Annotated in this window: 25 protein-coding genes; 16 read left to right on the forward strand and 9 right to left on the reverse strand. The window is 72.6% G+C overall.

All coding sequences use genetic code 11. From position 1 onward, the window contains the following. Nucleotides 1-37: 37 nt before the first annotated feature. Entirely contained in the window at nt 38-760 is a 723-nt protein-coding gene (locus tag ACZ6TB_RS41085; protein ID WP_465564727.1) for a hypothetical protein, read from the forward strand. On the opposite strand, the gene ACZ6TB_RS41090 is transcribed toward ACZ6TB_RS41085, so the two are convergent. Together ACZ6TB_RS41090 and ACZ6TB_RS41095 are read right to left on the reverse strand one after the other, a co-directional pair. After that, nucleotides 757-1,191 (reverse strand): GyrI-like domain-containing protein, encoded by a 435-nt coding sequence (locus ACZ6TB_RS41090; RefSeq protein WP_465564729.1) that lies wholly within the window; start codon nt 1,189-1,191, stop codon nt 757-759. The two genes, ACZ6TB_RS41085 and ACZ6TB_RS41090, sit on opposite strands and share 4 nt — an antisense overlap. After that, a complete protein-coding gene (locus tag ACZ6TB_RS41095) occupies nt 1,176-4,628 on the reverse strand; it encodes an AAA family ATPase (RefSeq protein WP_465564731.1) in 3,453 nt (1,150 codons plus the stop codon). The genes ACZ6TB_RS41090 and ACZ6TB_RS41095 overlap by 16 nt, the downstream gene beginning before the upstream one ends. Before the next feature lie 83 nt (nt 4,629-4,711). Between ACZ6TB_RS41095 and ACZ6TB_RS41100 the strand changes: the two genes are divergently transcribed. Next, the gene (locus ACZ6TB_RS41100; RefSeq protein WP_465564733.1) at nt 4,712-5,167 is read left to right on the forward strand and encodes a hypothetical protein; all 456 of its coding nucleotides are present in this window, start codon (nt 4,712-4,714) and stop codon (nt 5,165-5,167) included. Here the strand turns inward: ACZ6TB_RS41100 and ACZ6TB_RS41105 are convergent. Genes ACZ6TB_RS41105 through ACZ6TB_RS41115 form a run of 3 tightly spaced genes read right to left on the reverse strand, consistent with a single transcriptional unit; the run spans nt 5,160 to nt 7,103 of the window. Next, complete coding sequence (locus ACZ6TB_RS41105) at nt 5,160-5,501, reverse strand: VOC family protein (protein ID WP_465564736.1); 342 nt, start codon at nt 5,499-5,501, stop codon at nt 5,160-5,162. The genes ACZ6TB_RS41100 and ACZ6TB_RS41105 overlap by 8 nt on opposite strands. Then, nucleotides 5,498-6,145 carry a YybH family protein gene (locus tag ACZ6TB_RS41110; protein WP_465564738.1) on the reverse strand — a complete coding sequence of 216 codons (648 nt, stop codon included), beginning with the start codon at nt 6,143-6,145 and terminating at the stop codon, nt 5,498-5,500. The genes ACZ6TB_RS41105 and ACZ6TB_RS41110 overlap by 4 nt, the downstream gene beginning before the upstream one ends. A 10-nt stretch (nt 6,146-6,155) precedes the next feature. Beyond that, nucleotides 6,156-7,103 carry an EamA family transporter gene (locus ACZ6TB_RS41115; RefSeq protein ID WP_465564740.1) on the reverse strand — a complete coding sequence of 316 codons (948 nt, stop codon included), beginning with the start codon at nt 7,101-7,103 and terminating at the stop codon, nt 6,156-6,158. A gap of 39 nt (nt 7,104-7,142) precedes the next feature. Between ACZ6TB_RS41115 and ACZ6TB_RS41120 the strand changes: the two genes are divergently transcribed. Further along, complete coding sequence (locus ACZ6TB_RS41120) at nt 7,143-7,682, forward strand: CGNR zinc finger domain-containing protein (RefSeq protein ID WP_465564743.1); 540 nt, start codon at nt 7,143-7,145, stop codon at nt 7,680-7,682. 52 nt (nt 7,683-7,734) lie between these two features. On the opposite strand, the gene ACZ6TB_RS41125 is transcribed toward ACZ6TB_RS41120, so the two are convergent. Further along, on the reverse strand, nt 7,735-8,805 hold the full coding sequence (locus tag ACZ6TB_RS41125; RefSeq protein ID WP_465564745.1) for a LacI family DNA-binding transcriptional regulator: 1,071 nt from the start codon (nt 8,803-8,805) through the stop codon (nt 7,735-7,737). Further along, entirely contained in the window at nt 8,802-10,586 is a 1,785-nt protein-coding gene (locus tag ACZ6TB_RS41130) for a heparinase II/III domain-containing protein (RefSeq protein WP_465564747.1), read from the reverse strand. Before ACZ6TB_RS41130 ends, ACZ6TB_RS41125 begins: the two co-directional genes overlap by 4 nt. A gap of 159 nt (nt 10,587-10,745) precedes the next feature. On the opposite strand from ACZ6TB_RS41130, the gene ACZ6TB_RS41135 reads away from it, so the two are divergent. The 9 genes from ACZ6TB_RS41135 (at nt 10,746) to ACZ6TB_RS41175 (ending at nt 19,628) form a co-directional block, all read left to right on the forward strand. Next, nucleotides 10,746-12,572 carry a DUF2264 domain-containing protein gene (locus ACZ6TB_RS41135; RefSeq protein WP_465564750.1) on the forward strand — a complete coding sequence of 609 codons (1,827 nt, stop codon included), beginning with the start codon at nt 10,746-10,748 and terminating at the stop codon, nt 12,570-12,572. Beyond that, a complete protein-coding gene (locus ACZ6TB_RS41140; RefSeq protein WP_465564752.1) occupies nt 12,569-13,864 on the forward strand; it encodes an ABC transporter substrate-binding protein in 1,296 nt (431 codons plus the stop codon). Before ACZ6TB_RS41135 ends, ACZ6TB_RS41140 begins: the two co-directional genes overlap by 4 nt. After that, entirely contained in the window at nt 13,861-14,766 is a 906-nt protein-coding gene (locus ACZ6TB_RS41145; RefSeq protein ID WP_465564755.1) for a carbohydrate ABC transporter permease, read from the forward strand. Before ACZ6TB_RS41140 ends, ACZ6TB_RS41145 begins: the two co-directional genes overlap by 4 nt. Beyond that, entirely contained in the window at nt 14,763-15,647 is an 885-nt protein-coding gene (locus tag ACZ6TB_RS41150) for a carbohydrate ABC transporter permease (protein WP_465564758.1), read from the forward strand. The genes ACZ6TB_RS41145 and ACZ6TB_RS41150 overlap by 4 nt, the downstream gene beginning before the upstream one ends. Next, complete coding sequence (locus ACZ6TB_RS41155; protein WP_465564760.1) at nt 15,644-16,291, forward strand: hypothetical protein; 648 nt, start codon at nt 15,644-15,646, stop codon at nt 16,289-16,291. The genes ACZ6TB_RS41150 and ACZ6TB_RS41155 overlap by 4 nt, the downstream gene beginning before the upstream one ends. After that, a complete protein-coding gene (locus ACZ6TB_RS41160; RefSeq protein WP_465564762.1) occupies nt 16,288-17,415 on the forward strand; it encodes a glycoside hydrolase family 88 protein in 1,128 nt (375 codons plus the stop codon). Before ACZ6TB_RS41155 ends, ACZ6TB_RS41160 begins: the two co-directional genes overlap by 4 nt. Before the next feature lie 7 nt (nt 17,416-17,422). Beyond that, nucleotides 17,423-18,250 carry a 5-deoxy-glucuronate isomerase gene (gene iolB / locus ACZ6TB_RS41165; RefSeq protein ID WP_465564764.1) on the forward strand — a complete coding sequence of 276 codons (828 nt, stop codon included), beginning with the start codon at nt 17,423-17,425 and terminating at the stop codon, nt 18,248-18,250. Further along, the gene (locus ACZ6TB_RS41170; RefSeq protein ID WP_465564766.1) at nt 18,250-19,062 is read left to right on the forward strand and encodes an SDR family oxidoreductase; all 813 of its coding nucleotides are present in this window, start codon (nt 18,250-18,252) and stop codon (nt 19,060-19,062) included. Before iolB ends, ACZ6TB_RS41170 begins: the two co-directional genes overlap by 1 nt. A 338-nt stretch (nt 19,063-19,400) precedes the next feature. After that, nucleotides 19,401-19,628 (forward strand): alpha/beta fold hydrolase, encoded by a 228-nt coding sequence (locus ACZ6TB_RS41175; RefSeq protein WP_465564769.1) that lies wholly within the window; start codon nt 19,401-19,403, stop codon nt 19,626-19,628. Between the two features lie 10 nt (nt 19,629-19,638). Here the strand turns inward: ACZ6TB_RS41175 and ACZ6TB_RS41180 are convergent, their stop codons facing one another. Next, entirely contained in the window at nt 19,639-20,739 is a 1,101-nt protein-coding gene (locus ACZ6TB_RS41180) for an epoxide hydrolase family protein (protein ID WP_465564771.1), read from the reverse strand. Between the two features lie 90 nt (nt 20,740-20,829). Between ACZ6TB_RS41180 and ACZ6TB_RS41185 the strand changes: the two genes are divergently transcribed. Then, nucleotides 20,830-21,906: a helix-turn-helix transcriptional regulator gene (locus tag ACZ6TB_RS41185; RefSeq protein ID WP_465564774.1), complete on the forward strand. Its 1,077-nt coding sequence runs from the start codon at nt 20,830-20,832 to the stop codon at nt 21,904-21,906. Here the strand turns inward: ACZ6TB_RS41185 and ACZ6TB_RS41190 are convergent. Then, nucleotides 21,894-22,250 carry a hypothetical protein gene (locus ACZ6TB_RS41190; protein WP_465564777.1) on the reverse strand — a complete coding sequence of 119 codons (357 nt, stop codon included), beginning with the start codon at nt 22,248-22,250 and terminating at the stop codon, nt 21,894-21,896. The genes ACZ6TB_RS41185 and ACZ6TB_RS41190 overlap by 13 nt on opposite strands. Nucleotides 22,251-22,457: 207 nt before the next feature. Between ACZ6TB_RS41190 and ACZ6TB_RS41195 the strand changes: the two genes are divergently transcribed. From ACZ6TB_RS41195 to ACZ6TB_RS41205, 3 genes are read left to right on the forward strand one after another with little or no spacing between them, the layout of a single operon-like run. Next, nucleotides 22,458-23,879 (forward strand): phenylacetate--CoA ligase family protein, encoded by a 1,422-nt coding sequence (locus tag ACZ6TB_RS41195; RefSeq protein WP_465564780.1) that lies wholly within the window; start codon nt 22,458-22,460, stop codon nt 23,877-23,879. A 44-nt stretch (nt 23,880-23,923) separates the two neighbouring features. Next, a complete protein-coding gene (locus ACZ6TB_RS41200) occupies nt 23,924-24,526 on the forward strand; it encodes an RNA polymerase sigma factor (protein ID WP_465564782.1) in 603 nt (200 codons plus the stop codon). Further along, nucleotides 24,523-25,566, forward strand: a complete 1,044-nt coding sequence (locus ACZ6TB_RS41205; protein ID WP_465564785.1) for a hypothetical protein — start codon at nt 24,523-24,525, stop codon at nt 25,564-25,566. The genes ACZ6TB_RS41200 and ACZ6TB_RS41205 overlap by 4 nt, the downstream gene beginning before the upstream one ends. Nucleotides 25,567-25,679 lie beyond the last annotated feature (113 nt).

Raw genomic sequence — 25,679 nt, forward strand, 5'->3', positions numbered from 1 at the left:
GGGCCACGATAGTGCGCGCCGCCGCTATCTTGTGCGCATGGCCACTGCTGCCGCCATCGTCCTGCTCGTCGGCGCCTGCATGGTGGGCGTGACCGGCATCTTCGCCCTGATCAGCGTCGGCGACCTCCGGATGGCGCGCCTGCTGCGCCGCACCCCGCCCACCCCGATCGGCGACTGGCGGCCGGGCCGGGTCGCCGCCGAGGGCCGCACCGAGTCCGGGCCGGCCGGCCTCCAGGTCGGCCCGCTCAGCGAGGCCACGTGCGCCTGGTTCGAGGTGGTCGCCACCTGCGACCGGTCCGGCGACAGCGACGGCGACCTCACGTGGAGCGCCGACGCCGGCCGCACACCGGGCCATCCCGCGCTCGTCGACGCGACCGGCCGGACGGCGCCGATCGAGCCCGGGGTCTTCGCCGGCACGCACGCGGCCGAGACGACCACCACGGAGTACGCCCACAAACGCGGCCTCGTCCCGCCGCCGTGGGTGCCCGCGGAGATGGCCGGCCGTCTGAAGAAGGGCGATCGGGTGACCGTACGGGAAACCCGCCTTCCGCATGGAATTCCGGTCTTCGTCCTGGCCCGTCTGGAGAACGGCGTCCTGGTCCGCCGGGGCCGCACGGTCTTCGCCACCGGCCGCTGGGCCGACGTCATCCGGTCGACCGAGGATGACCTGCGCCTGATGACCGTGACGATCCCGGTCTTCTTCGTCGGCGGCCTGGCCCTCGCCGGCGGCGCCCTGGCCGTCCTGGTGGCCGCCACCTAGCCCTGGAGCAGGTGGTAGACCTCGGTCTTCACCTCGGCCGGGTTCTCCCGATGCGGGCCGTAGATCTCCCACCGCGGCCCGGCCAGCGGCAGCCCCGAGGCCATGATGTCCTCGTGCGCCGACCACAGCGTCGAGTACGACCCGCGATGCTCCGTCCAGGCCGCGAGCCCGGCCGGCAGCCGCGACTCGACGACGCCGCCGCTCAGCCGCACCGGCCGGGTCAGCAGCACGCCCACCTCCACGTGCGGCACGTCGTCGAGGTAGAGCATGACGTTCGGAAATCCGCCGTCCACCCCGCCGGCCCGCAGGCACGTCCACACGTCGTCGAGCAGGTCGGGCCACAGCTGGGGAAACGCGGCCCAGGTGGTCGCCGCCCGCACCACCGCCGTGGGCCGGGCCTCGACCGCCCGCACCGTCACCTCGTGCGCCATGCCCTCACCCTGCCACAAAGGCCGCCACTGAGCCGGAGCATCATCAGCCCCGCGTCGGTGCCCACCGCCACCCGGTCCTCGCCGGTCACGTCGATCGACCAGATCCCCTGGCCGAGCTCGATGCGGAACTGCGGCGTCCCGTCCCGCCGCCACCCGCACAGGGCCCCGCCGGCGTCGCCGGTCAGCGCGAGCTCCCGCCCGGTGACCGACGCCAGCGCGACGGCGACGGGGCCGTCGCGCACCTCGATCAGGACGAGCGACGCGGGGTCGCGCGGATCCCACAGGCGCGCCTCGCCGAAGCGGTTGCCGGCCAGGACGGTCAGCGACCCGGCCATCGTCCCGACCGCGAGGTCGGACACCTCGTGGACGTGCATGTTCCGCGTCGGGCCGGTCACGCAGGGCAGCGGCTCGCCGATGCGCCGCCCCGTCTTCACGTCGTGGACACGGATCGACGCGGCCGGCTGGGCGCCGAAGTCGTAGTCCTCGAAGGCGACCACGGCGTGGCCCTCGAACTCGCCGACCGCGGACCGTCCCGGGCTCTTCGCCGCCAGTCCGGGACCGGCGAGGGTCAGGTCGGCGAGATCGACGACGACGGCACCACTGTGGACACCGCCGGACCCGGCGACCAGCAGCCGTCGCCCGGCGGCCCGCCCGGCCGCGAGGAAGTAGCCCTCCTCGGCCGGGGGCAGCAGGTCGAACAACAGGTCGTTGCGGACGACCGTCCCGTCCGCGTCGACCTGGGTGACCAGCCCCTGCGGATTGGCCAGCACGACGGCCTCCGGGCTGACGCCGACCGCGCAGGTCCTGCGCGTCTCGAGCCGGAACCGCGGGCGTCCGTCCGCGCCGTCGTAGGCCTCCGCGAACGCGGTCGTGCCCGCCGCGTCCGCCCAGCGGCTGCACACCACCAGGTCGCCGCCGAGCCGGCCGGTGGCGGCCCGCCGGATGTAGACGGGCGCCTCGCCGGCGGGGTCCGCCGCCTCGCCGGGGAGCGGCGCCGGCCAGGAGCGGACGGTGCCGTCCCGGCCGGCGGACACGATGACCGCCTGCCCGCCGAGCTCCGCGATCGCGACATCCTCGACGGAGTCGCTGTGCCCGTGCAGCCGGCGCCGGTGGAGCTCGCCGCCGGCGAACTCGAACACCTCGACGTCGTCGCTCACGCCGACCACGACCAGATCCCGGCCGGCCGCGGTCCCGGCCGCGACCGTCGGTCCCATCGCCGGACCGAGGTCGACGACCGCCAGCTCGGTGTCGTCCTCCAGGTCGCGGACGACGAGCGTGCCCCGGTAGTGGTAATCGGTGATCACCAGTGCCACGCAGGTGTGGCCGCCCAGCGTGGCGACCGCGATGGCGTCCACGTCCTCGCCGCCCTCGTAGGGCCGGAGGCCGACCTCCCGGACGAGGGCCACCGACTCCAGGTCGTGGATCTGCAGGACGTGCCGCTCGTCGCGGTCGCGGGCGCTGATGAGAACCATCCGCCCGGACAGCGTGGCGACGTCCTGCGCCGAGTTCCGCCGGCCGGCGACCAGCTCGGCGCCGATCATCAGGCCGGACGCGACGTCCCAGACGCGGGTGCGCAGGACGTCCGACGTGACCACCCGCAGGCGCCCGCCGGCCACGCCGGCGAGCACGCCGGTGGACAGCTCCCCGGTGGGTACGCGGGCGGCCGCCGCGCCGGCGTCGACGTCCCACACGTGGACCGCGTCCCGGGACGGCGCCTCGAGCGCGACGAGCCGGCGTCCGTCGAGCTCCGCCCGGCCGAGCCGGCCGAACGTGCGGCCGGCGGCGGTGATCGCGGGCCGGCACTCCCGCGCCGACGCGAGATCCCAGACGCGCAGGACCGCGTTGTCGTCGGCCGCCACCACGGCCGGCCGGCCGTCGATCTCGGTGACGACGATGCCGCGGACCGGGCAGCCGTGGTCGCCGACGACGTAGTGCGAGTCGGGCGAGGACCAGTGACACCAGAGCACCTCCCACGGCCGGGGGAGCGGCAACGCGTACAGGGCGCCGGCCAATGCCGTGTCGCCCAGCTGATGGGCCACCAGCGCGTAGTAAGCCACCCGCTCGGCCATCGGCTTGCCCCGCGCCACCCCGAGCGCGGCGCGGACGACCCGGCTCGCCGGATCGGCGCCGGCGGCGGCGAGCAGCACCGCGTCCGGGTCGACGATCGCCACGAAGCCCGGGTCGCTCAGCAGATCACCGGGCCGGGCGGCGTGCTTGACCAGCTCCTCGGTGGCGTAGCGGTCGCCGGCCGCGGCCAGCCAGTCCGTGCCGTAGCGCGTCCGGTACCAGCCGACCAGCGCCCGGTCCGCCTCGTCCGGGTAGAGCGGATACTCCGTCTCGCTCTCCAGGTAGCCGGCGAACGACTGGTGGTACAGCCGCATCGACCCGCTCGCGCTCGCGGCCACGTACGGCGCCAGGCGGGTGAGCGCGTCGTCCACCTCGGAGCGGGGCAGGCCCGTCGCGCCGGCCAGCTGGGTGGCGGTGAGGCCGTCGCCCTTCGCGACCAGCAGCAGGCCGAGCACCGGGCGGTAGACCCGCTCCCACGCGCCCGTCTCGCGGCCCAGCTCCCGGGTCAGGAACTCGCGGTAGTGCTCGTCGAGCCCGTCCGGCAGACGGCTCGGGTCGAACGCCGCCATCGCCGGCGCCGGGCGGCCCTTGAGCTCCTGCACCACGTAGCGCGCGTAGAGGAAGTTCCCCGACACGGCCGACGTGATCCGGCGGGCCATCGAGGTCAGACCCAACTGCCCGCGCACGTACGCCTCGACGTCGTCGCGGGCCGGCGGGGCCTGGAGATCGACGTCCGGCGGGCCGAACCGGCGCAGCACCCGCGGATCGGGTCGCGTGGTGAGGACGAAGCGCACCGGATCGGGCAGCTCGGCGTCCGGCCCGGTGACGGCCGCGAGCAGCGACAGCAGCGACTCGCCGTGCCGCCGCACCAGCAGCTCGTCGAGCGCCTCGATCACGATGACCACGGGCCCGGGCAGGCGGTTCGCGGCGGCCAGCGCCACGAGCGGCTTGCGGATCAAGCGGTCGAACAGCAGGCTCGCGTCGTCGTCCCGGGCGTCGACGGCGAGCGTCTCGATGGCCACCCCGGCGACGGTGGCGCCCTCGCCGACGGACCCGCCGACCCGGACCGTCCCGGTCACCGAATACGGCTGTGTGAGCGTCGCGTCGAACCCGTCGACCCGCCGCCGCAGCTGGTCGGCCAGGCGCTCGACGACCCGGCTCGGGATCAGGCTGGTGTCGCGGCGCGCCTGGCAGAAATGCGACGCGCTCGCCGGCAACCGCCGGGCCACCGCGCCCGCGCACATCGACTTCCCGGCGCCGGGCGGTCCCGCGACGATCAGCCGCCGGGCCGGGCCGGCCAGCCAGTCGTCGATGACCGGCCAGAGCCAGTCACGCCCGACGAACTCGTCGAGGGGCAGGGCGTCGGTCATGGCCGGAGCTTATCGACGTTTCTTGATCGGGTTGTGTCCTGAGCGTGGTCGGTTCGGTGCGGGCCGTCACTAGCGTCGCCGGCATGACCTCATCGCTGACGAACCGGGGGCACAGCGTCGGCATCGGGATCGGCATCGCCTCCGGCGCGCTGCTGCTGGCCCTGGCGGCCGCCTTCTGCGCGGTGCCGTCCTTCGGCCTGTTCGCGTGGCTCTACCTCGGACCGGACATCGACGACGCCCGGGCCGCGGCCGGCCAGTACCTCGACCGGATCGAGAAGGGCGACGACACCGGCGCGTACGCGATGATCTGCGCCGACAACCAGCGGTCGCTGACCGAGAGGGAGTTCGCCGCCCTGGTCGAGGCCGCCCCGAGGCCGGCCGCCCACGAGATCGGCCGCAGCGTGTTCCTGGACGAACCCGGCCGCGAGGCCAGCGTGAAGGTCCACGTCACCGACCGCGCGGGCGCCGCCCGGGACATCGACCTGTGGCTGCGCGGCGGCAAGTCGCCGTGGCTGATCTGCGGCGACACCCTTATTTAGGGCCGCCCCCGAAGCCGATCTCGTTGCCGTCCGGGTCGGCGTAGGTCGTCTTGCGCACCCCGTTCTCGTAGGTCTCCTCGGTGGCCGGCGTGATGCCCCGCGCCGCGATCGCCGCGATCCGCTCGTCGAAGTCGTCGACGAACAGGGTGTGCATCGCGTGGCCGGCCTTGGACGGCAGGTGCTCGACGTAGAGGTAGCGGTGCTCGTCCAGCTCCCACACCGCCTCGACGTCGTTGGGGAAGAACGCCGGGGGGCCGCCGAGCAGGGCGGAGTACCACTCGACCGCCTCCTGGAGGTTGCCGACCGGAACCCCGGCGAAGAGGTCGACGCTCATGCGAACTCCACCGCCAGCAGGGTGATCAGGCCACCGGAGCGGCGGATCGTCATGGTCCCCGTTCCGCCTCGCGACCATTCGAAAACCGTAATTTCGGAAATGTCCGGCGAGGGGGAGGCGGGCCTGGCTGGCGCGGTGGCGCCGGCGGGCGGGGCGGTGGCGCCGGCGGGCGGGGCTGTTGTGCCGGCGGCGGTGCGCGCGGTTGCGCCGGCGGCGGCGATGCGCGCGATCGCGGAGGCGGCGGAGGTGGCGGGCACGGCCGCGGCGGTAGTGCCGGGCCCGGTCGCGGCGGTGGCGGTAGGCGCGGGCGCGGCTTGCGCGGGCGCTGTGGCGGAGGTGGCGGTCGGAGCCGCGGGCGCTGTGGCGGTGGCGGGCGCGGCTGCCGCGGGCGTGGTGGTGGCGGTGGGCGCGGCGGCCGGCGTGGAAGGGGCAGCGGCGGTGGGCGCGGGACCCACGCGCGAGGCGAGCGCGCGCATCGTGTCGGTCGGGGGATTTGCCTGGTAGGCCGCCAGGATTGCGGCGCGGCCGGTGAAGGACGGGCCGGGCGAGAAGGTCATCACCGCGTCGGGATGGAACAGGGACGCGAACGAGACCCAGTCGCCGCTGTGGACCGCGGCGTTGAAGAGCTCGATGTGCGAGGCCATGCCCCCGACCCTAGGCGATCTCGCGGTCTCCGAGGCGCACCGCGATCACGCCGCCGATGATGAGCAGGCCGCCGGCCAGCTGCATCGGGCCGGGCAGCTGCGACACCAGCAGCCAGGCGAACAGCACCGCCGCCACGACCTCGAGCAGGGCCACGAACGAGGCGACCCGGGAACCGAGGAGGCGACTGGCGGCGATCCCGGTCGCGTACGCCACGGCCGCCGTCACCAGGCCGAGCAGCAGCAGCGGCACCCACCACGGCGGCGCGCCCAGCGCGTAGTGGACGGCGGCCGCCGAGGCGTGCATCGGCAGCAGGCCGACCACCGCGAGCAGGGCCAGGGCCAGCGCGCCCACGAGCAGGCCGGCGCCGGCCAGGGCGAGCGGGGGCAGGCCGTTGCCGGTGTCGGCGGAGATCAGGAAGTAGGCGGTCGCGCCGATCATCGCGCCCAGTGACCAGGCGACGCCGGACCAGGCCAGGTCGGCGCCCGAGAGCAGGTCGAGCACCAGCACCAGGCCGGCGGCGGCGACGATCGCGCCGCCGATGGTCAGCGGGCGGGGGCGCTGGCCGCGGCGCAGCCAGAGCCACGCGACGACGGCGGCCGGCGCCGTGTACTCGATCAGCAGGGCGGGCGCGACGTCCATCGTGGCGACCGCCGAGAAGTAGCAGAACTGGGCGCCGGCCACGGCCAGGACCCCGTACAGCAGGATCTGACCGGCCTGGCGCCGCAGGAGATGCCACCGGCCGCGCAGCGCCGCGATGGCGAAGGGCGCCATCGCGATCGCGGCGATCGCGATGCGCGCGAGCACGATCGCGCCGGGACTCCAGCCGGTCGCCAGCAGGCCGGTGGCCAGCGGGCCGGAGAGGCCGAACGTCGTGGCGGAGACGATGGCGAGGGCAAGACCGCCGCCGAGACCGGGCCGGGCGGAAAGTGCGGGCCTGTCATTGGCTAACTGGGTCATGGCTTATGACGCTAGGCACCGAGGGGGTAATATGTCAACGTGCTCCTAGCCCATGACACAGAGGCCTCGCTCGTGGCGGCCGTCGAGCTGGTCAACAGCGGCGAAGACCCGGACACGCTGCTCACCACCGAGCAGGTGGACGAGTGGTATGCCCGGCACCGCTACACCGGCCGCCGCGACCGGGATGCCTCCGAGCTGGGGGAGCTCCGCGCCGTACGCCCGGTGCTCCGGTCCCTGCTCACCGCCGACCGTGACCGCGCCGCCGAGATGGTCAACCGGATGCTCGCGGAGGCGAAGGCGGTGCCGATGCTGATGCGCCACGACGGCATCGACTGGCACATCCACGCCGTCTCGGCCGACGCGCCGCTGGTGCAGCGCGTCCTGGTGGAGACCGCGATGGCGATGGCCGACCTGGTCCGCGGCGACGAGATGTCCCGGCTGTCGCTCTGCGCCGACGAGACGTGCCGCGGCGTCGTGCTCGACCTCACCCGCAACCGCTCGCGCCGCTTCTGCAGCACCGCCTGCGCCAACCGGGTCGCGGTCGCCGCGTACCGGAAGCGGGCCAAGGAGCGGCCGTAGAGCGGGCCAAGGAGCGGCCGTAGAGCGGGCCAAGGAGCGGCCGTAGAGCGGGCTAAGGAGCGGCCGTAGAGTTGCGGATCCGCAGGGCCGGGCTGATCACGACCCGGTGGGCGGGCCGGCCCGGGTCGGCCAGCCGGTCGGCGACCAGCCGCACCGCCGCCCGCCCGATCGACCGGCGCGGCGGCCGCACCGCGGTCAGCGCTGGCGTGAACAGGCCCGCCACCTCGTCGTCGTAGGCGACCACCGATAGGTCGCCGGGCACCGACAGGCCGCGTTCCTCGCACCGCTGCACCAGCGCGATCGCCTCGGCGTCGGCGTGCACGAGCAGCGCGGTCGTCCCGGTCGCTCGGCACTCGTCGAGCACCGCGTCGAGCGCCGCGGCCGAGGTCGGCGTCCGCGCGTCGGGCACCCGCACGTCGACCGCCGCCGGCAGCTCGCACTCGGCCACCGCCGACGCCCAGCCGCGGTGGATGTGCGGGCTGGTCGGGCTGTGCTCGGCGAGGACCGCGCCGACCTTCCGGTGCCCGAGGGCGACCAGATGGCGTACGGCCATGGCCGCCCCGAGCGCGTGATCGGTGGCGACCGATTCGAGCATCTCGTGGTGCGGCCCCGCGCTCGCCGTCCGCTCGAGCAGCACCACCGGGATGCCGGCGCCGGCCAGCCACTCGATCGTGCGGGCCGAGGTCGGCGCGTCCATCCGCGGCGCCACGATCAGCGCGTCGGCGCCCTGCTCGACCAGGCGGGTGAGCAGCGGCAGGTCGTCCGGCGAGTCGTACGAGGAACCGCGCAGCACCACCCGCATGTCCAGCTCGCGGGCCGCTTCCTCGGCGCCGCGCGCGACGTCGGGGAAGTAGTAGTCGAGCGAGGGCACGAGCATCCCGATCGCCTCGGCCGGAGACAGGTCGTCGCCCGCGGCGGCACCGGGCAGCGTCACCCCGCCGTGGACCCTCAGCACCAGGCCCTCCGCGGCCATCTGCGCGATGTCGCGGCGAATGGTGACGGCGGCGGCGCCAAGCGCGTCGGTCAGGTCGGAGATGCGCAGCACGCCGTCGCGCTGCAACGCCTCGAGGAGGGCGGCGCGCCGGGCGACCTGCAACGGCCCGCGCTTGTCAGGGGTGCTCACCGCTGGTGCTCCTTCACGGTCAGGTCGAGCCTACCGATCGGCCCGAGGGCCGCGACGTCGAAGTCCATCCTGGTCAGGCGCTCGCCCCAGACGTCGCTCAGCATCGGGTCGCCGAGCTCCCGCACGGTCAGCGCGCACGGCACGGCCGGGTTCCAGGCGAGGTCCAGAACGCCCGCTCCCTCGATCGCGACAATCTCGGCGCGGCCGTCGAAAAGCCGCACTTCGCCGGCTATGACGACGTGGATCGTGGTGCCTGGGCCGGGTGGAATGTCCCATTCGTCGCGGATCACAACCATGTCGTGCTCGATCCGGGCGGTCCGCAGCCAGCTTCGGGCAAGCCCTTTCCCGTACGCTCCGGAAAGCTCGATCTTCATGCTCCGAAGCCCGTGGTCTACCAGTCGCGCCGCGAACTCCCGCCCCGCGGACTGCTCGGCCCCGCGGATCGTCGGCGTGTTGTGCCACGAGCTGCGCATGGTCCAGATGTCGTACCGCCGCGGCCCGAAGGTCTCCCGGGTGTAGGTCGGCCGGCCCGGATCGACGAGCACCGGCACGCCGCCGAGCGCCACGAGAAAGCTGCCGACGTCGTTGTGGTTGTGGTTCTCGCCGTTGTGGCCGCCCTTGACCGCGAGGGTGAGCCGCCCGGACCGCGCGACGAGCACCTCGGTCGAGGCGAGCCAGACGTCCTCGGGGGACGGCGCCGGCGCCGGTTCGGCCGCGGCCCAGGCCCGATCGGTCAGCGCCCGCAACAGAAAGCCCAGGCCCCACGTCTCGGTCGCCGGGGCCCGGTGCGCCACCGCGAACGCCGCCGTCGCCCGGTCGCCGACCCGCACGGCCGCCCGGTGCAGCGCGTCCCACGGCTGGTCGCGCGAGTGCTTGGCGGGCCCGTCGGCGTGGTTGACGAACCAGTCCCCGCCCAGGTGCAGCCGGTGCGGGAAGGCCACCACCGCCCGCAGCGCGTGGAACGGCTCGTCGCTCAGCGCCCCGCCGCTCGCGTAGGTCAGCAGGTCGAGCGCCTCGAACAGCCGCAGCGCGCCGTGCCACCAGTACGCATAGCCCTCGTCGACGGCGCCGTCGGCGGGCAGCGACGCCGCGTACCGGTCGAGGCCGTCGACGACCAGCGCCACCAGCGAGGCCCGCCGCGCCGGGTCGTCCACCAGTTGCAGGGCGGCGACCAGCACGTTGCCGTGGATCCACGGGTTCCAGTTGTTCACCTCGCCGGCGAGCCCCAGCCAGCCCCAGTCCCGCCGGGTCGCGAACGGTGTCAGCACCCGCCGGTCGACCTCGTGCCGGATGCGGGCCCGCAGCCCCGGAACCCGCTCGTCGAGTCGCGCGCCGAGCAGGTGGTCGAGCCAGGCCAGCTGCCCGGCGACCTCGCCCGCGCCGAGGTCGAGATAGGGGTCGGTCACGGTGGGCACGACCGCGCCGTGCCGGGTGAGCGTGTCGTCGTGGGCGGGCCAGCACCAGCTGCTCTGCTCGCACAGCAGGGTCACGCCGTCGGCCGTCTCGTCCAGCCACGCGGGCTCGCCGGTGGTGGCGGCCATCAGCGCGGCCCGGCTCACCCGGTACTCGCGCTCCCAGACCACCTGCTCATATCCCGTACGGTCGCCGTCGCGGAAGTAGCGCGCGTAGGCGCTCGCCAGCGGGACCGGCCAGGGCGTGCCGAGCTCGGCCCGGGCCTTGGCCCGCAGGTCCTCCCCGGCGGTGACGCCGTCGACCGGCGGCAACGCGCGGGTCAGCAGATCGGGCGTGATGGCCGGCCAGGCGGCGGCGAGCGGTCCCATGCAACCTCCCCGTGATCGATCGTGATCGTATCAGATCACTCCGATCGCTTTTGATTCACAAAGTCTGAACGTGACGTTGACACGAGCGAATGTGACCGCTTAACGTCCCGGAAACCGAGCCGAACCCGCCTCCCCGCGCCGAGCCCCGGAGAGTGACGCGTGCGTGAGAACAGTCCGGATTGGACCCGCGACGACTGGCTGGCCCTGGCCGATCGGCTGCTCGGGGCGGCACACCGGCATGCCTCGCCGAGCCACGCCCGCATCACGTTCCCGGGCGCCGAGGGCGGCTACGGCCGGGCGGTCGACGGCCTCGAGGGCTTCGCCCGCACGTTCCTCATCGCCGGGTTCCGCATCGCGGGCGAGCGCGGCGCCGGGCTGGACGAGCTCGCCGACCGGTACGCGCGGGGCATCGCCGCCGGCGCCGACCCGCACGCGCCGGACGGGGAACGCTGGGTCCGCCTCGACGAGCACCCCCAGGCGAAGGTGGAGGCCGCCTCGCTCGCGCTGATCCTCGATCTCACCCGCCCCTGGATCTGGGACCGCCTCGAGCCCGCCGTGCGGGAGCGCGTGGTCGAGTACCTGGCCCCGGCGGTCGGCGACGACTCGTACCCGCGCTGCAACTGGGTCTGGTTCCGGCTCGTGGTGCAGACGTTCCTGCGGTCGGTCGGCGGCCCGTGGTCCGGCCCCGAGATGGCAGCCGACCTCGCCGCCCACGACAGCTTCCGGCGCGCGGGCGGCTGGCTGGCCGACGGCGAGACCCGCGCCTTCGACCACTACAACGGCTGGGCGCTGCGGCTCTATCCGGTGCTGTGGGCGCGGATGGCCGGCGCCGGCGACCTGGCCGCCGCCCGCCGCGACCGGGACCGGGCCGACCTCGACGCCTTCCTCGGCGACGCGCTCGCGCTGGTCGGCGCCGACGGGTCGCCGCTGATCCAGGGGCGCAGCCTCACCTACCGGTTCGCGGCCGCCGCGCCGTTCTGGGCCGGCGTGCTCGCCGGCGTGCCCTCGCACTCGCCGGGCGCGCTGCGGCACGCCGCCGACCGGGTCGTCCGCCACTTCGCCGAACGCGGCGCCCCCGGCGACGACGGCCTGCTGCCGATCGGCTGGCACGGCGCCTATCCGCGGCTGGCCCAGTCCTACTCCGGTCCCGGCTCGCCGTACTGGGCGGCCAAGGGCCTGCTCGGCATCGCGCTCCCGGCCGACCATCCGGTGTGGACGGCCGCTGCCGAATCGCTGCCGATCGAGGCCGGCGACTTCCGCCGCTACGTGGGAGCGCCCGGATGGCTGGTCTCCGGGTCCGCAAAAGACGGCATCGTCCGGGTCGTCAACCACGGCACCGACCACGACGTCGAGGGGGCGGCCAACGCGGAATCCCCGCTGTACGCCCGGATCGGCTACTCGACGGCCACCGCGCCGATCCTCGAGGGCGACCCGATCGACCAGTCGGCCGTCCTCGTCGACGCCGCCGGCCGCCGCTCGCACCGTTCCGGCTTCACCGCCGAGGGCCCCGGCGCCTCGGCCGTCGAGGCCCGCTGGGTCACGCCCGGGGGCGAGGGGCCCGACCACGGCGGCGCGCGCGCCGGCCGGGCCGAGCGGGCCGGCCGCCTCACCGTGCGCTCGCTGGTCCACGGCCCGTGGGAGCTGCGCCTGGCCCGGGTCGACGACCCGGCGCCGGGGGCCGTGGCCCTGCGCATCGGGGGATGGGCCGTGACCGGCGGCCTCCACAGCCACCTCGTGCCGGTGCTGGGCGAGGGAAAGCAAGGACATGACACGCACGACACGGGACCGCTCGGCGGACCCGTCCGGGTTCCGTGGCTCGAGTACCCGGTGACCCCGGGCGAGTGGGTCGCGGCGCTGATCGCCCTGTCGGTGGACGCCGAGCCGCCGTGCGCCCGGGCCTCTCTCGGCTTCGACGGGTCGGAGGTCGAGGCCGAGTGGCCCGACGGCGTCCGCACCCGCACCTCTCTTCCGAAGGAGAAGGTATGAAACGCTCACTCGCGGCCGTCGTCGGCGTCACCGCGGCGATCTCGTTGGTCCTGACCGGTTGCGGCGGCGGCGAGGACTCCTCGTCGGGTCCGATCACGCTCACCCTGTCCGGCTGGAGCTTCGCCACCACGCCGGAGTTCAAGACCCTCGCCGACGGCTACCACGCCGCCCACCCCGACGTGACGATCGAGCTCAAGGAGTACGACGCCGCCAACTACGACACCCAGATGATCGCCGACCTCGCGGCCGGCAAGGCGCCCGACATCTACGCCCAGAAGACGCTGAAGAACTTCTACACGTACCAGAACGGCAAGCAGTTGCTCGACGTCTCGGACGTGGCCGGCAAGCTGGGCGCCGACGTCGGCGGCATGACGAGCTACCAGGTCGACGGGAAGACGTATGCGATCCCGTACCGCCAGGACTCGTGGGTGCTGTACTACAACAAGGCGCTGTTCGAGAAGGCCGGCGTGAAGATTCCCGACGGCTCGTGGACGTGGGACACCTACGCGTCCACGTCGAAGGAGCTGACCACCAAGCTCAAGGCCGCCGGCTCCAAGGCGGTCGGCGACTACGAGCACATCTGGCAGTCCACCGTGCAGGGCTTCGCGCTCGCGCAGACCCCGGGCGCGAGCATCGAGAGCGGCGACTTCTCCTACCTCCAGCCGTACTACACCCGGGTCGTCGACCTGCAGAACGCCGGCGCCCAGGTCAAGTTCGGCGACGCCACCACCAACAACCTCACCTACCAGGCCCAGTTCGGCAAGCAGCAGGCGGCCATGATGCTGATGGGCTCGTGGTTCATCGCCACCCTGCTCAAGCAGCAGACCAACGGCGACGCCGACAAGTTCGCGTGGGGCTTCGCGCCGGCGCCGCAGCTGACCGCGGCGACGACCGGCACGTCGGCCAAGCCGGTCACCTTCGGCGATCCGACCGGCCTCGGCATCAACCCCAAGATCGGCAAGAACAAGGTCGCGGCGGCCAAGGACTTCCTCGCGTACGCCGCGGGCGCCGACGGGGCGAAGTCGCTGGCCGGGATCGGCATCACCCCGGCCGACACCGACGTCGTGAAGGACACCTTCTTCCAGCTCCCGGGCGTCCCGCAGGACGACCTGTCGAAGTTCGCCTTCGCCAGCCACGACACGAAGCCGGAGAACCCGGTCGGCAAATACACGGCCGCGCTCCAGAACATCCTCGGCGACCTGCACACGGCCGTGATGTCGGGCAGCAAGGACGCCGGCGCCGCGATCACCGAGGCGCAGAACCGCGCCAAGAACGAGGTCCTCAACAAATGACGACGATGCGATCGGCCCACCGCCAGCGGCGCGTGGTGCTGCGCGACACGGCGGTGGGCTGGTCGTTCCTGGCGCCGAACTTCGCCGGCTTCGCGGTGCTCACGCTCGTGCCCGTGGGGCTGCTGTTCTACTACTCGTTCACCAGCTGGAACGTGTTCGGCGGCGCGGAGTGGACCGGCCTCGAGAACTTCCGGCAACTGCTGCACGACCACAGCTTCTGGACCGCGCTGAAGAACACCGTCTACTACACGGTCTTCCACATCCCGCTCACGCTGGCCGCCGCGCTCGGGCTGGCCCTGCTGCTCAACCGGAAGCTGCGCGGCGTCGCCTTCTTCCGCACGGTGGCGTTCTTCCCGTACATCACCTCGATCGTCGCTCTCGCCCAGGTCTGGAACATGTTGTTCAGCCCCGGCTACGGCCCGGTCAACCAGTTCCTGCGGGCGGTCGGCGTGGCCCACCCGCCGGGCTGGACCACCTCGGCCGACTGGTCGATGCCGGCCGTCATCATCGTCGGCACCTGGCGCGAGGCCGGCTACTACATGCTGCTGTTCCTGGCCGGGCTGCAGACCATCCCGGCGCAGCTCTACGAGGCGGCCACGGTCGACGGCGCCGGCGCCTGGCAGCGGTTCCGCGCCGTGACGCTGCCCGGCCTGCGGCCCACCACGTTCTTCGTGGTCGTGATGCTGACCATCGGCAGCTTCAAGGTCTTCGACCTGATCCTGGTGATGACCAACGGCGGTCCCGGCCAGTCCACGCTCGTGGTGTCGCAGTACATCTATCAGAAGGGCTTCGTGGAGAACCAGTTCGGCTACGCGTCGGCGGTCTCGATCGTGCTGTTCGCGATCTGCTTCGCCATCACGATCGTCCAGTTCCTGGTGAACCGGCGGGGGAGTCTCGGATGACGGCCCTGTTGCAGGTTCCCCCGTCGCTGGACGCGCCGGTCTCGCCGCCGCGGCCCGCGCCCGCCCGCCGCGCCACCCGGCTCCTCGGGTACGCCGCCCTCGTCGTCGCGGCGGCGGCCGTGCTGCTGCCGTTCTACTGGATGGTGCTGTCGTCGCTGAAGTCGAACAACGACGTCTACACGATCCCGGTGCAGTGGCTGCCGGACCCGGTGGTGTGGCGCAACTACGTCGACATCTGGCACAAGGCCGACATGACGACGTGGCTGCGGAACACGCTCGTGCTCTCGGTCGCGGTCACCTTCCTCCAGGTGCTGACCGGCAGCTTCGCCGCGTACGGCTTCGCCAAGGTGCGCTTCCCGGGGCGCAACGTGCTCTTCCTCGGCTACATCGGGACGATCGCGGTGCCCTGGCAGTCGTACATGATCCCGCAGTTCATCCTGTTCTCGAAGCTGCACCTGTCGAACACCCTGTGGTCGATCATCGCGTTGCAGGCGTTCGGCGCGTTCGGCGTCTTCCTCATGAAGCAGTTCTACGAGTCGATCCCGGACGAGCTGCTCGACGCGGCGCGCATCGACGGCATGAGCGAGTACGGGATCTGGCGCCACATCATGGTGCCGCTGTCGGTGCCGGCCATGGCCAGCCTCGGCCTGCTCACGTTCGTGACGACCTGGAACGACTACCTCGGGCCGCTGCTGTACCTGCGCAGTCACAGCATCTGGACGATCCAGATCGGGCTCAAGTCGTTCGTGACCGCGTACAACGCCGAGTACGCGCTGATCATGACGGGCTCGGTGCTGTCGGTGCTGCCGATCGCGGCCATCTTCCTGGCCGGGCAGCGGTACTTCGTCGAGGGCATCGCGACGACGGGACTCAAGGGATGATCCTTCTGCTGTTCGACGTCGCCTATCTGGCGCTGATGACCAACGCGCTGGTCACGGTGGCGTGCTCGCCGCTGGTGCTGCTGGCGCTGACCACCGATCCGGGGCGCTCGTGGCCGCTGCTCGCGCTCCTGGCGCCGCTGCTCGGTCCCGCCTTGTGCGGGGCGTTCGCGGTGCTCTCGGCGTACAGCCAAGAAAGATCGACCGCGGTGGCCCGGACGTTCCTGCGGGTCTGGCGGGCCTCGGCCCGGCGGTCGATCCCGCTGACCGCCGCCGCGTCGTCTCTGATCGTGGTGCTGTCCGTCGACGTGCGCGCCCTGTGGGGCCGCCCGATCGGCGCGGCGGCCATCCCGGTGCTGGTCGTCGCGATCGTCCTGGCCGTGGCGACCTGGCTGCTGGCCCTCGTGGTGCTGTCCGAGCGGCCGGCCGTGCGGGTGCGCGACGCCGCCCGGGTCAGCGTCTACCTCGCGGTGCGGCACTGGTACCTGACCGCGCTCTCGCTGCTGGTGCTCGCCCTCCTCGAGGCCCTGCTGGCCACCCGGCCGGCGATCGCGCTCGGCGTCGCGGTGGCGCCGCTGCTCTACGTGGTCTGGGCCGGGAGCCGCTTCTCGCTCCACCCCGTGCTTCTCCGGAAAGGACCTTCATGACGGCGATCGACGTCCGGCCCCTGCCCGACGCCGAGGCGGTGGCCGCCGCGGTGGCGGCCGCCCTGCGCACGATCGACGAGAACCTGGCGTCCTTCGGCGACCGGTATCCCGCCGACACGACGGTCGGCGGCCGCTACCGGGCGCGGGACGGGAACGTCGGATGGACGACGAGCTTCTGGCCGGGGATGTTGTGGCTGGCCTCGGCCCTCTCCGATTCGCCGGTCTACGCCTCGGCCGCCGCCGCGCACGTGTCGTCCTTCGCCTCGCGGATGGCGGCACGGGACGACGTGGACACGCACGATCTCGGGTTCCTCTACACGCTGTCGTGCGTCGTGCCGTGGCGGCTGCTCGGTGACGGTGTCGCCCGGGACGCTGCGCTGGCCGCCGCCGACCAGCTGCTTTCGCGGGTGCTGCCGGCCGCCGGGATCATTCAGGCCTGGGGCGATCTGGACGACCCCCGTCAGCGCGGGCGGACGATCATCGACAGCCTGATGAACACGCCGCTGCTGTTCTGGGCGTCGGCCGACACCGGGCGTTCCCGATATGCCGACGCCGCCCGGCGGCATGTGACGCAGCTCCGGGACCACATCTTGCGGCCCGACGGCACGACGTTCCACACCTTCTACTGGGATGTCGCGTCGGGGGCGCCGCTTCGCGGGGAGACCGAGCAGGGCGACTCGGACTCGTCCTGCTGGGCGCGGGGGCAGGCGTGGGGCATCTACGGGTTCGCGCTCAACTACCGGCACACCGGTGATCCGTCCTATCTGGACGCGGCGCGGCGGTGCGCCGACCGGTTCCTGGCCCGGCTGCCGGCGGACGGGGTCGCGTACTGGGACCTGGTCTTCGACGACGGCAGCGGCGAGGAGCGGGACAGCTCGGCGGCGGCCATCGCGGTCTGCGGCCTGCTGCAGCTCGGCGGGGACCGGTACGAGTCGGCGGCGCTGCGCATCCTCGGCTCGCTGATGGCCGGCTACGTGTCGCCGGCGTCGAACGCGCTGCTCGTGCACGGCGTCTACGACAAGCCCAAGGGCGTCGGGGTGGACGAGGGGAACCTCTGGGGCGACTACTTCTACCTCGAGGCCCTGACCCGCGTGTCCCGTCCCGACTGGATCGATCCATGGTGAGGAAGCGATGAACTACCGATTCCACTGCGACATCCCCTTCGCGTACGGGATGAATGCCCTGCCCTTCAATCCCTGCGAGTTGCTCGATTTCCGGCTGTTGCGGCTCGCGCCGGGCGAATCGTGGTCCGGGGAGTCGGGTTCGCGCGAGATCCTCGCCGTGGTGCTCGGCGGCCGCGCGTCCTTCACCGTCGGCGACGCGAAGTTCCCCTCGGTCGGCGGCCGCCCCCACGTCTTCGGGGGCAAGCCGCACTCCGTCTACATCCCGGCCGGTTCGTCCTATGTGGTCGCCGCCCTCGGCGAGACGGTCGAAATCGCGCTGCCGAGCGCCCCGAGCGACCTGTCCGTGGCGCCGTACGTCATCGAGCCGGACCAGGTAGCCTCCGGCCGGTGGGGCGCCGCGAACTTCGGCCGTCAGTACCACCAGATCCTCACCTCGGCTTCGCAGCCGTCGCTGCCCGCCCGCCGGCTGATCGTCGGTGAGACCTACACGCCGTCCGGGAACTGGAGCACGTTCCCGCCGCACCGCCACAAGTTCGACAACCTGCCGGCCGAGGCCGCCCACGAGGAGATGTACTACTTCCGCGTCAACCCCGGCGACGGCTTCGGCATCTCCCGCGTGTATCTGGACGACGGGTACGAGGAGAACTTCACCGCCCGCGACCACGCCGTGCAGATGATGCCGTCCGGCTACCACACCGTGGTGAGCGCGCCCGGATATACGACCTATTACCTGTGGTTCCTGGCCGGCGAGCAGCGCACGCAGGGCGCGCTCGAGGATCCCGCGCTGAGCTGGGTGGGCCGGACCGTGCCGATGCTGCGCGACCTGGGCCATTGATGGACCCCTCCCACCCTTCCGGCCCTCCCGGCCCTCCCGGCCCTCCCGACTCTCCCGGCCCTGCCCGCTCTCCGGGCCTGTCCTCTCTCTTCCGTCTCGATGGCCGGGTCGCGCTGGTCACCGGCGGCAATCGCGGCCTGGGCCGGGCCGCGGCCGAGGCCCTGGCCGACGCCGGGGCCGAGGTGGCCGTCCTCGGCCGCACCGCGCCGCCGTTCCCGGTGTCCCTGTTCGTCCCGGTCGACCTGGCCCGTGCTTCCCCGCCCGCCCTGGCCGCCGCCGTGGACCGGGTGGTGGCCGAGCGGGGCCGCCTCGACATCCTGGTCAACAACGCCGGCACCATCCACCGCGCCGAGGCCGTGGCGGTGACCCCCGCCGACTGGGACGAGGTGGTGACGGTCGACCTGAACGCCGTCTTCCACCTCTCCCAGGCCGCGGGCCGCGTGATGCTGGGCGCGGGCGGCGGCAAAATCATCACCATCGCGTCGATGCTGTCCTTCCAGGGCGGCATCCGGGTCCCCGCCTACGCCGCCGCCAAGCACGCGGTGGTCGGCCTCACCAAGGCGCTGGCCAACGAGTGGGCCGCGCACGGCGTGAACGTCAACGCGATCGCCCCCGGCTACATGGCCACCGACAACACCGAGGCCCTCCGGGCCGACCCGTCGCGCGCGGCCGCCATCCTCGACCGCATTCCCGCCGCCCGCTGGGGAACCCCCGAGGATCTGGCCGGGGCGGTGGTCTTCCTCGCGTCCGACGCGTCCCGCTACGTGCACGGCACGGTCCTGCCGGTCGATGGGGGTTGGCTCGCCCGCTAGCCTGCTCCGATGCGGACTCCGGTGGACGGCACCGCCGATCGTCGTGTCCTGCTGTTCGGCGCGGACCTCGACCCCGACCCGGCGCTGACCTGGGCGCGAGGCATCACGCCGGCCGTCGACGACGGCGCCGGCCCGGCTGGCGCCGGCCCGGACGGCGTCGCTTTCGGTGGCGCCGGGCCGGTGGGCGTCGCTTTCGGTGGCGCCGGGCCGGTGGGCGTCGCTTTCGGTGGCGCCGGGCCGGTGGGCGTCGTGGGCTCTTCGGTCGCGGGCCTGGAGGCTCTGGCCTTCGCCGCCAGCCACCCGGCCTGGTCGACCGTGTCGCCCTGGTGGCGACCCCGATGCCCGAGGACGAGCGTGAGCTTGGCTTCGCGCCGTCCGAGGTCACCGCCAAGACGTTGCTGCTGTTCGGCGCGAAGGACCCGCTGACCGGTTCCCGCCACGGAGTCTGGTGGCAGAAGCGGCTCCCCAACGCCCGGCTGGAGATGAACCCGGACGGCGGCCCCGACCTGCTCGCACCCATGTGGCATCGGGTCCTGTCGCACCTCGCCCCTCGCTGCAAACGCTAGGCGAGCGGCGTCAGGTGAGCGGGCCGAAGAAGGCGCGCAGGTCGGTGGCCAGGTCGGCGGGGGCCTCCAGCGCCGGGAAGTGGCCGCCGTGGGGGAACTCCGTCCAGTGGGCCTCGGGCGGGGCGGGGACCAGGCGGCGGACCGTCTCGTCGGCGCCGAAGACCGCGAACGCCTGGGGGACCGCGGCGGGGCCGCCCCACTCCGACGAGTGGGCCTGGTCGTAGAGGGTGTGTGCGGCCGACGCGCCCGAGTTGGTGAACCAGTACAGGGCGGCGATGGTCAGCAGCCGATCGTCGTCGACGGGCAGGCGGGTCCACTCGTCGAACTTCTCCGCTATCCAGGCCAGCTGGAACAGCGGGGAGTCGGCCAGCGCGTACCCGATGGTCTGTGGTCTCGAGTTCTGGATCGTCAGATAGCCCGAGCCCTCGCGGCGGAACGTGTCCATCCGCTCGAGGATGAGCTTGTCGACCGGGTCGTTGGGGTCGAGGCGGTCGGCCATCCCGGGGATGAAGGTCGCGGTCGCGGCGGCGGTGGCCGGATCGGTGACGATGTGCATGCCGATGACGTGGTCGCCGTCGAGCGCGGCCACGGCGCCGGAGACGCCCGCGCCGACGTCGCCGCCGTGCACGCCGTAGCGGTCGTAACCCAGCTCGGCCATCAGCGCGACCCAGGCGCGGGCGGTGCGGTTCATGGTCCAGCCGGGGCCGGAGAGCGGCGTCGAGAAGCCGTAGCCGGGCAGCGACGGCACGACCAAGTGGAACTCGGTTCCGATTAGCCGGATGAGGTCCAGGAACTCGGCCGGCGAGCTCGGGTAGCCGTGCGTCAGGAGCAGCGCCTTCGCGTCGTGGGCGGCCGAGCGTACGTGCAGGAAGTGGATCGTTTGACCGTCGATCTCGGTGCGGAACTGCGGGTAGGAGTTGAGCTGGGCCTCGGCGGCCCGCCAGTCGTAACCGGACCGCCACCGGTCGGCGAGCGCGTTCAGCCGGTCGGGCGGGATGCCGCGGCTGCCGTCGGACGAGGCGGAGAGGGCGGCGGGCCGGCGCGCGTCGGCGAGCCGGTCGCGCAGCCGGTCGAGGTCGGACTGCGGAATGTCGATGCGGAACGGATTCATCAGGGTTCCCCTGTCTCTTGTGCTCATAGGGGCATGTTCGGCGTTATTGCGGTTCACTTCGTTCCGCATTCGGCGGGAGCATCACCAACCGTGCTGGAAACCTCCGCCCGCCTGCTGCGGCTGCTCTCCCTCTTCCAGGGCCGCCGCGACTGGACGGCGTCCGAATTGTCGGAACGACTCGAGGTGACCACCCGCACCGTCCGCAAGGACGTCGACCGGCTGCGGCGCCTCGGCTACGCGGTCGACGCACGGCCCGGCGTCGCCGGCGGCTACCGGCTGGGCAGCGGTGGCTTCGGCGGTGGCGGGAGCGGCGGTTTCGGCGGTGGCGGGAGCGGCGGTTTCGGCGGTGGCGGGAGCGGCGGTTTCGGCGGCATCGGTGGCGGCGTCGGCAGCAGGCTCCCGCCCCTTCTGCTTGATGACGACGAAGCGGTGGCGATCGCGGTCGGGCTGCGCAGCGCGGCGAGCGGATCGGTCGCGGGCATCGAGGAGACGTCCGTCCGCGCGCTGGCCAAGGTTCTTCAGGTGATGCCGGCGCGGCTGCGCAACCGGGTCATGAGCTTTCAGGACTATGCGTTGCCGATGCCCTGGTCGGGACCACGGGCCGACGCGACGGTGCTCACCGAGATCGCCGCCGCCGCCCGGGACGCGCGGCGGATCCGGTTCGCGTACCGCTCGCACGAGGGCGCCGAGTCCCGGCGGGACGTCGAGCCGTACCGGCTGATCCACGACCGGCGCCGCTGGTACCTGCTCGGCTGGGACGTCGACCGGTCGGCCTGGCGCACGTTCCGGGCCGACCGGATCACCCTGCGCGTCCCGGGTGGGCCGCGGTTCACGCCGCGGCCGCTGCCACCCGACCCGGAGATCACCGCCGGGCTGGCCCGCGGCGTGGGGACGGCCACGTGGCGGTACCGGGCCCGGGTGATCGTGCACGCTCCCGCCGCGTACGTCCGGGAAAGAATGCCGATTCCGATCGAGATCCGCCCGCTCGGCACACGCCGGTGCGAGTTCGAGCCGGGCGCCGATCACCCGGAGATGCTCGCCCTCTATCTGGGCATGCTCGACGCCGACTTCACCGTGGCCGACGGCCCCGAGCTGGAGGAGGCGCTGGCCCGGATCGCCGCCCGTTACGGCCGCGCGATCGGGGCCGGTAAAGATCAGGGCGCGTAGAGCAGCACGTTCACGAGGTTGCTCCCGAACGGGTCGCCATTCGCGAGCACCCATACCTTCTTGTCGTTGAGCAGCGCGTCCTTGGCGATCTCGAACGCCCACTCGGGCCATGTCGACGCGTACCCGCCGCCGTTGTCGATGTTGAACTGGACCCAGGTGGCGTTGCTCGACGTGCGCCCGGCCAGCACGATGCGGCCGATGTTCGAGGTGATCGCGTTCTCGGCGGCGATCCGGGAGAGCGGGTGCTCGCGCAGCCCGATCCCCACGTCCGGGATGCTGACCTCGTCGAGCGCCGTCTCCACCATCGCGGTGATCTTGACCAGGTCCTCGGTCGGCGATCTCATGGCGAACCTCCTTCGTAGTCGTGCGGCCATCGTCGGCCCGGCGCCGCACGCGTGTCAGCGCGTCTGTCCTTGACTCGACCCGGTCGGATCGCGGCGTCTGTCCCTGGCTCGACGCGGTCAGGACGCCGCGCCGGTCCCTGACCCGAGCCGGTCGGATCGCGGCGGCGGTCCTTGACGCGACCGGGGTCGGCGCGGTCGGGTGGGAGCATGTTCGATGCCGGCCGGGCGGAACGGACCGCCACGGGAATGCGGGACTTCTACGCCGGGCGTACGTCCGCGCTCGATGCCCTTGATCTTTTTGCCCGGATGGCGCGCGACGTGCCCGCCTACCGTGAGTTCCTCGCGGATGAGGGGGTCGATCCGGCGAAGGTGCGCGCGCCCGGCGACATCCCGGTGATGACCAAGATCAATTACTATTCCCGGTACGGGCTGGAGTCGCGCTGCTGGGGTGGAAGCCTCGCCGGGTGCGACATGGTGGCCGTGTCGTCCGGTTCCTCGGGCAAGCCGGCGGTCTGGCCGCGTTCGGTGCTCGACGAGCGGGCGGTGGCGGCCCGGTTCGAGCAGATCTTCGCCGACGCGTTCGGGGCGGCCGGGCGCAGCACGCTGGCCGTCGTCTGCTTCGCGCTCGGGAACTGGGTGGGCGGGATGTACACGGCCGCCGCCTGCCGGCACCTCGCGGCCAAGGGCTACCCGATCACGGTCGCGACGCCCGGCAACGACGTCGGCGAGATCCTGCGGGTGGTGGCCGAGCTCGGGCCGCTCTTCGATCAGGTGGTGCTGCTCGGTTACCCGCCGTTCGTGAAGAACGTGATCGACGCCGGTTCGGGCTGGTCCGCGTACGACATCAAGATCGTTCTTGCCGGTGAGGTGTTCAGCGAGCAGTGGCGTGATCTGGTGGCGGCGCGGGCCGGGATGGCCGACCCGGTGACCGCGTCGGCCTCGCTCTACGGGACGGCGGACGCGGGCGTCCTGGCCAACGAGACCCCCTTGAGCGTACGCATCCGCCGGTTCCTGGCCGACGATCCGGCGCTGGCCACGTCGCTGTTCGGCGACTCGCGGCTGCCGACGCTCGTGCAATATGACCCGGGGACGCGGCTGTTCGAGATCGTCGACGGGACGCTCGCGTTCAGCGCCGACGGGGGAGTGCCGCTGCTGCGCTACCACATCGCCGACCAGGGCGGGTTGATCGGCTTTTATGAGCTTTTATCGCTGTGCCGCGATCATGGGTTCGAGCCCGGTGACGGGCCGGAGCTGCCCTTCGCGTACGTCTTCGGAAGGTCGCTCTTCACGGTTTCGTTCTTCGGCGCGAACGTCTACCCGGAGAACGTCGCCGTCGGCCTCGAGCGCCCGCACATCGCCGACCGGGTGACCGGCAAGTTCGTGCTGCGCGCGTTCGAGGACGACGACCATGACCGGCGGCTGTCGATCGTCGTCGAGCTGGCTCCGGGCGTACACGCGACTCCTGCTCTGGCTTTTGATCTGGCCGCCTCGATCCGCACCGAGCTGGTGCGCCTGAACAGCGAGTTCGCCCATTATGTCCCGGCCGGCCGGCAGCGGCCCGAGGTGATCCTGCGCGCCGCCGGCGACCCTCAGTTCTTCCCGCCCGGCGTGAAACACCGCTACACCTAGAATTCGTCTGTCACGATGCGGGCCATGCCGGACATGGGGTGGACGTGAACTTCGAGCAGCGGTTCCGGCAGATCTATGCCGAAAACTTCGAAGCCCTCCTGGCGTACGCGTTGCGGCGCGTCGCCCAGCCGGCCGACGCGGCCGACATCGTGGCCGAGACCTTCCTGGTCGCCTGGCGACGCTGCTCGGAGATTCCGCCCGAGGACGAAGCGAGACTTTGGCTGTACGGGGTGGCCCGGCACGTTCTCGCCAACCATCACCGGGGCGGGGTCCGCCGGGAGCGCCTCGGCCTGCGGCTGCGCCAGCGGCTGTCGACGGTCGTGCCCGACCCCGGCCGCGAGGTGCCCGAGCGGCTCGCCGTGCGGCAGGCGCTGGACCGGCTCGGCGATCTCGACCGCGAGGTTCTGCGGCTCACCGCGTGGGAGGGGCTCGAGCCTCGGGAGGCCGCCGCGGTTCTCGGGGTGAGCCCGGCCGTGGTCCGCACCCGGCTGTCCCGGGCCCGGTCCCGATTGCGTGAACTCATCGGTGACGATCCGGCTCGGTCCGGACATGTGCTTGATGTTCTGACCACTCCCGCTCCCACCTCTGCTCCCACCAGCTCTGCTCCCGCTCCCACCCCCGCTCCCGCCTCCGAGGAGGGCCGATGACCAGCGACGACGAGCTCGACCGGTTGGTTCGCGACGCCGACCCCTACCACGCCGGTGTCGATCGGGACGGGGCGCGGGCCAGTCTTCTCGAGGAGATCATGTCTACCGATCGTGTCGTGACCCCCTGGCGCCGCCGTCTGCTCACGGCCGTGGCCGCGGCCGCCGCCGTCACCGGCGTGCTGGCCGTCTCCGTCGCCGTGAGTCATCGCAACGGCGAACACGTGACCGCCGCGCCGCCCTCCGCCGCGCCCAGCTACGACGCCGCCACCTGGTCCGATCTGGTGCTGCGGGCCGCCGAACAGAACCCGCGCCTGCTCATCGACGAGCCCGGCTGGAAGGTCACATCGGTCTACGGCTTCGTCGAGGCCGACGGCGAAATCAACTTCACCAACGGCGACCGCGAGCTGGAGATGAACTGGTACCCCGCGAAGGAGTACCAGGGCTACTACCAGGACCGGCTCCACGTGAGCCCGCCGCAGCCCGGCAAGGTCGACAACTGGCCGGGCGACGTCTTCACGTACAGCGCCGACGATTTCGCCCTGATGCTCCGCCCCCGCGACGACGTCTTCGCCGAGCTCCGCACCGGCGGCAAGTGGACCAGGGCGACGTTCGACGAGGTCCTGACCCACATCAACCGCGTCGACGTGAAGACCTGGCTGGCGGCGTTGCCCCCCGAGATCGTCACCCCGAGCAAGGCCAAGGAGGCGACGTCCAAGGTCCTGGCCGGCGTGCCCCTCCCGCCGAGGTTCGACGCCGACGCCCTCGCCCAGGTAGGCACCAACGACCCCTACCAGTTCGGCGCCCAGGTGATGGCCCGGATCGGTTGCGGCTGGATCGACGAGTGGCTGAGGGCCCGCAAGGCCGGCGACGTGGTGGCCGCCCGCAAGGCCGTGGAGGCCATGTCCGGCAGCCACCACTGGAAGATCCTGAACGACATGAACCCGACGGGCGACTACCCCGAGGTGTTCTGGCAGTACGCCGACGAGATGGCCGCAGGCAAGCAGCCCCGCGGATATCGCGAAGGCCTCGGCTGCCAGTAGTCCGGGGGGTGGGGGGGGGGGGGGGGGGGGGGGGGGGGGGGGGGGGGGGGGGGGGGGGGGGGGCCAGGACACCAAAACACGCGACACCAAACAACCCGCAAGCCCAACACCCA

It is taken from the genome of Actinoplanes sp. NPDC051537 (assembly GCF_055586105.1).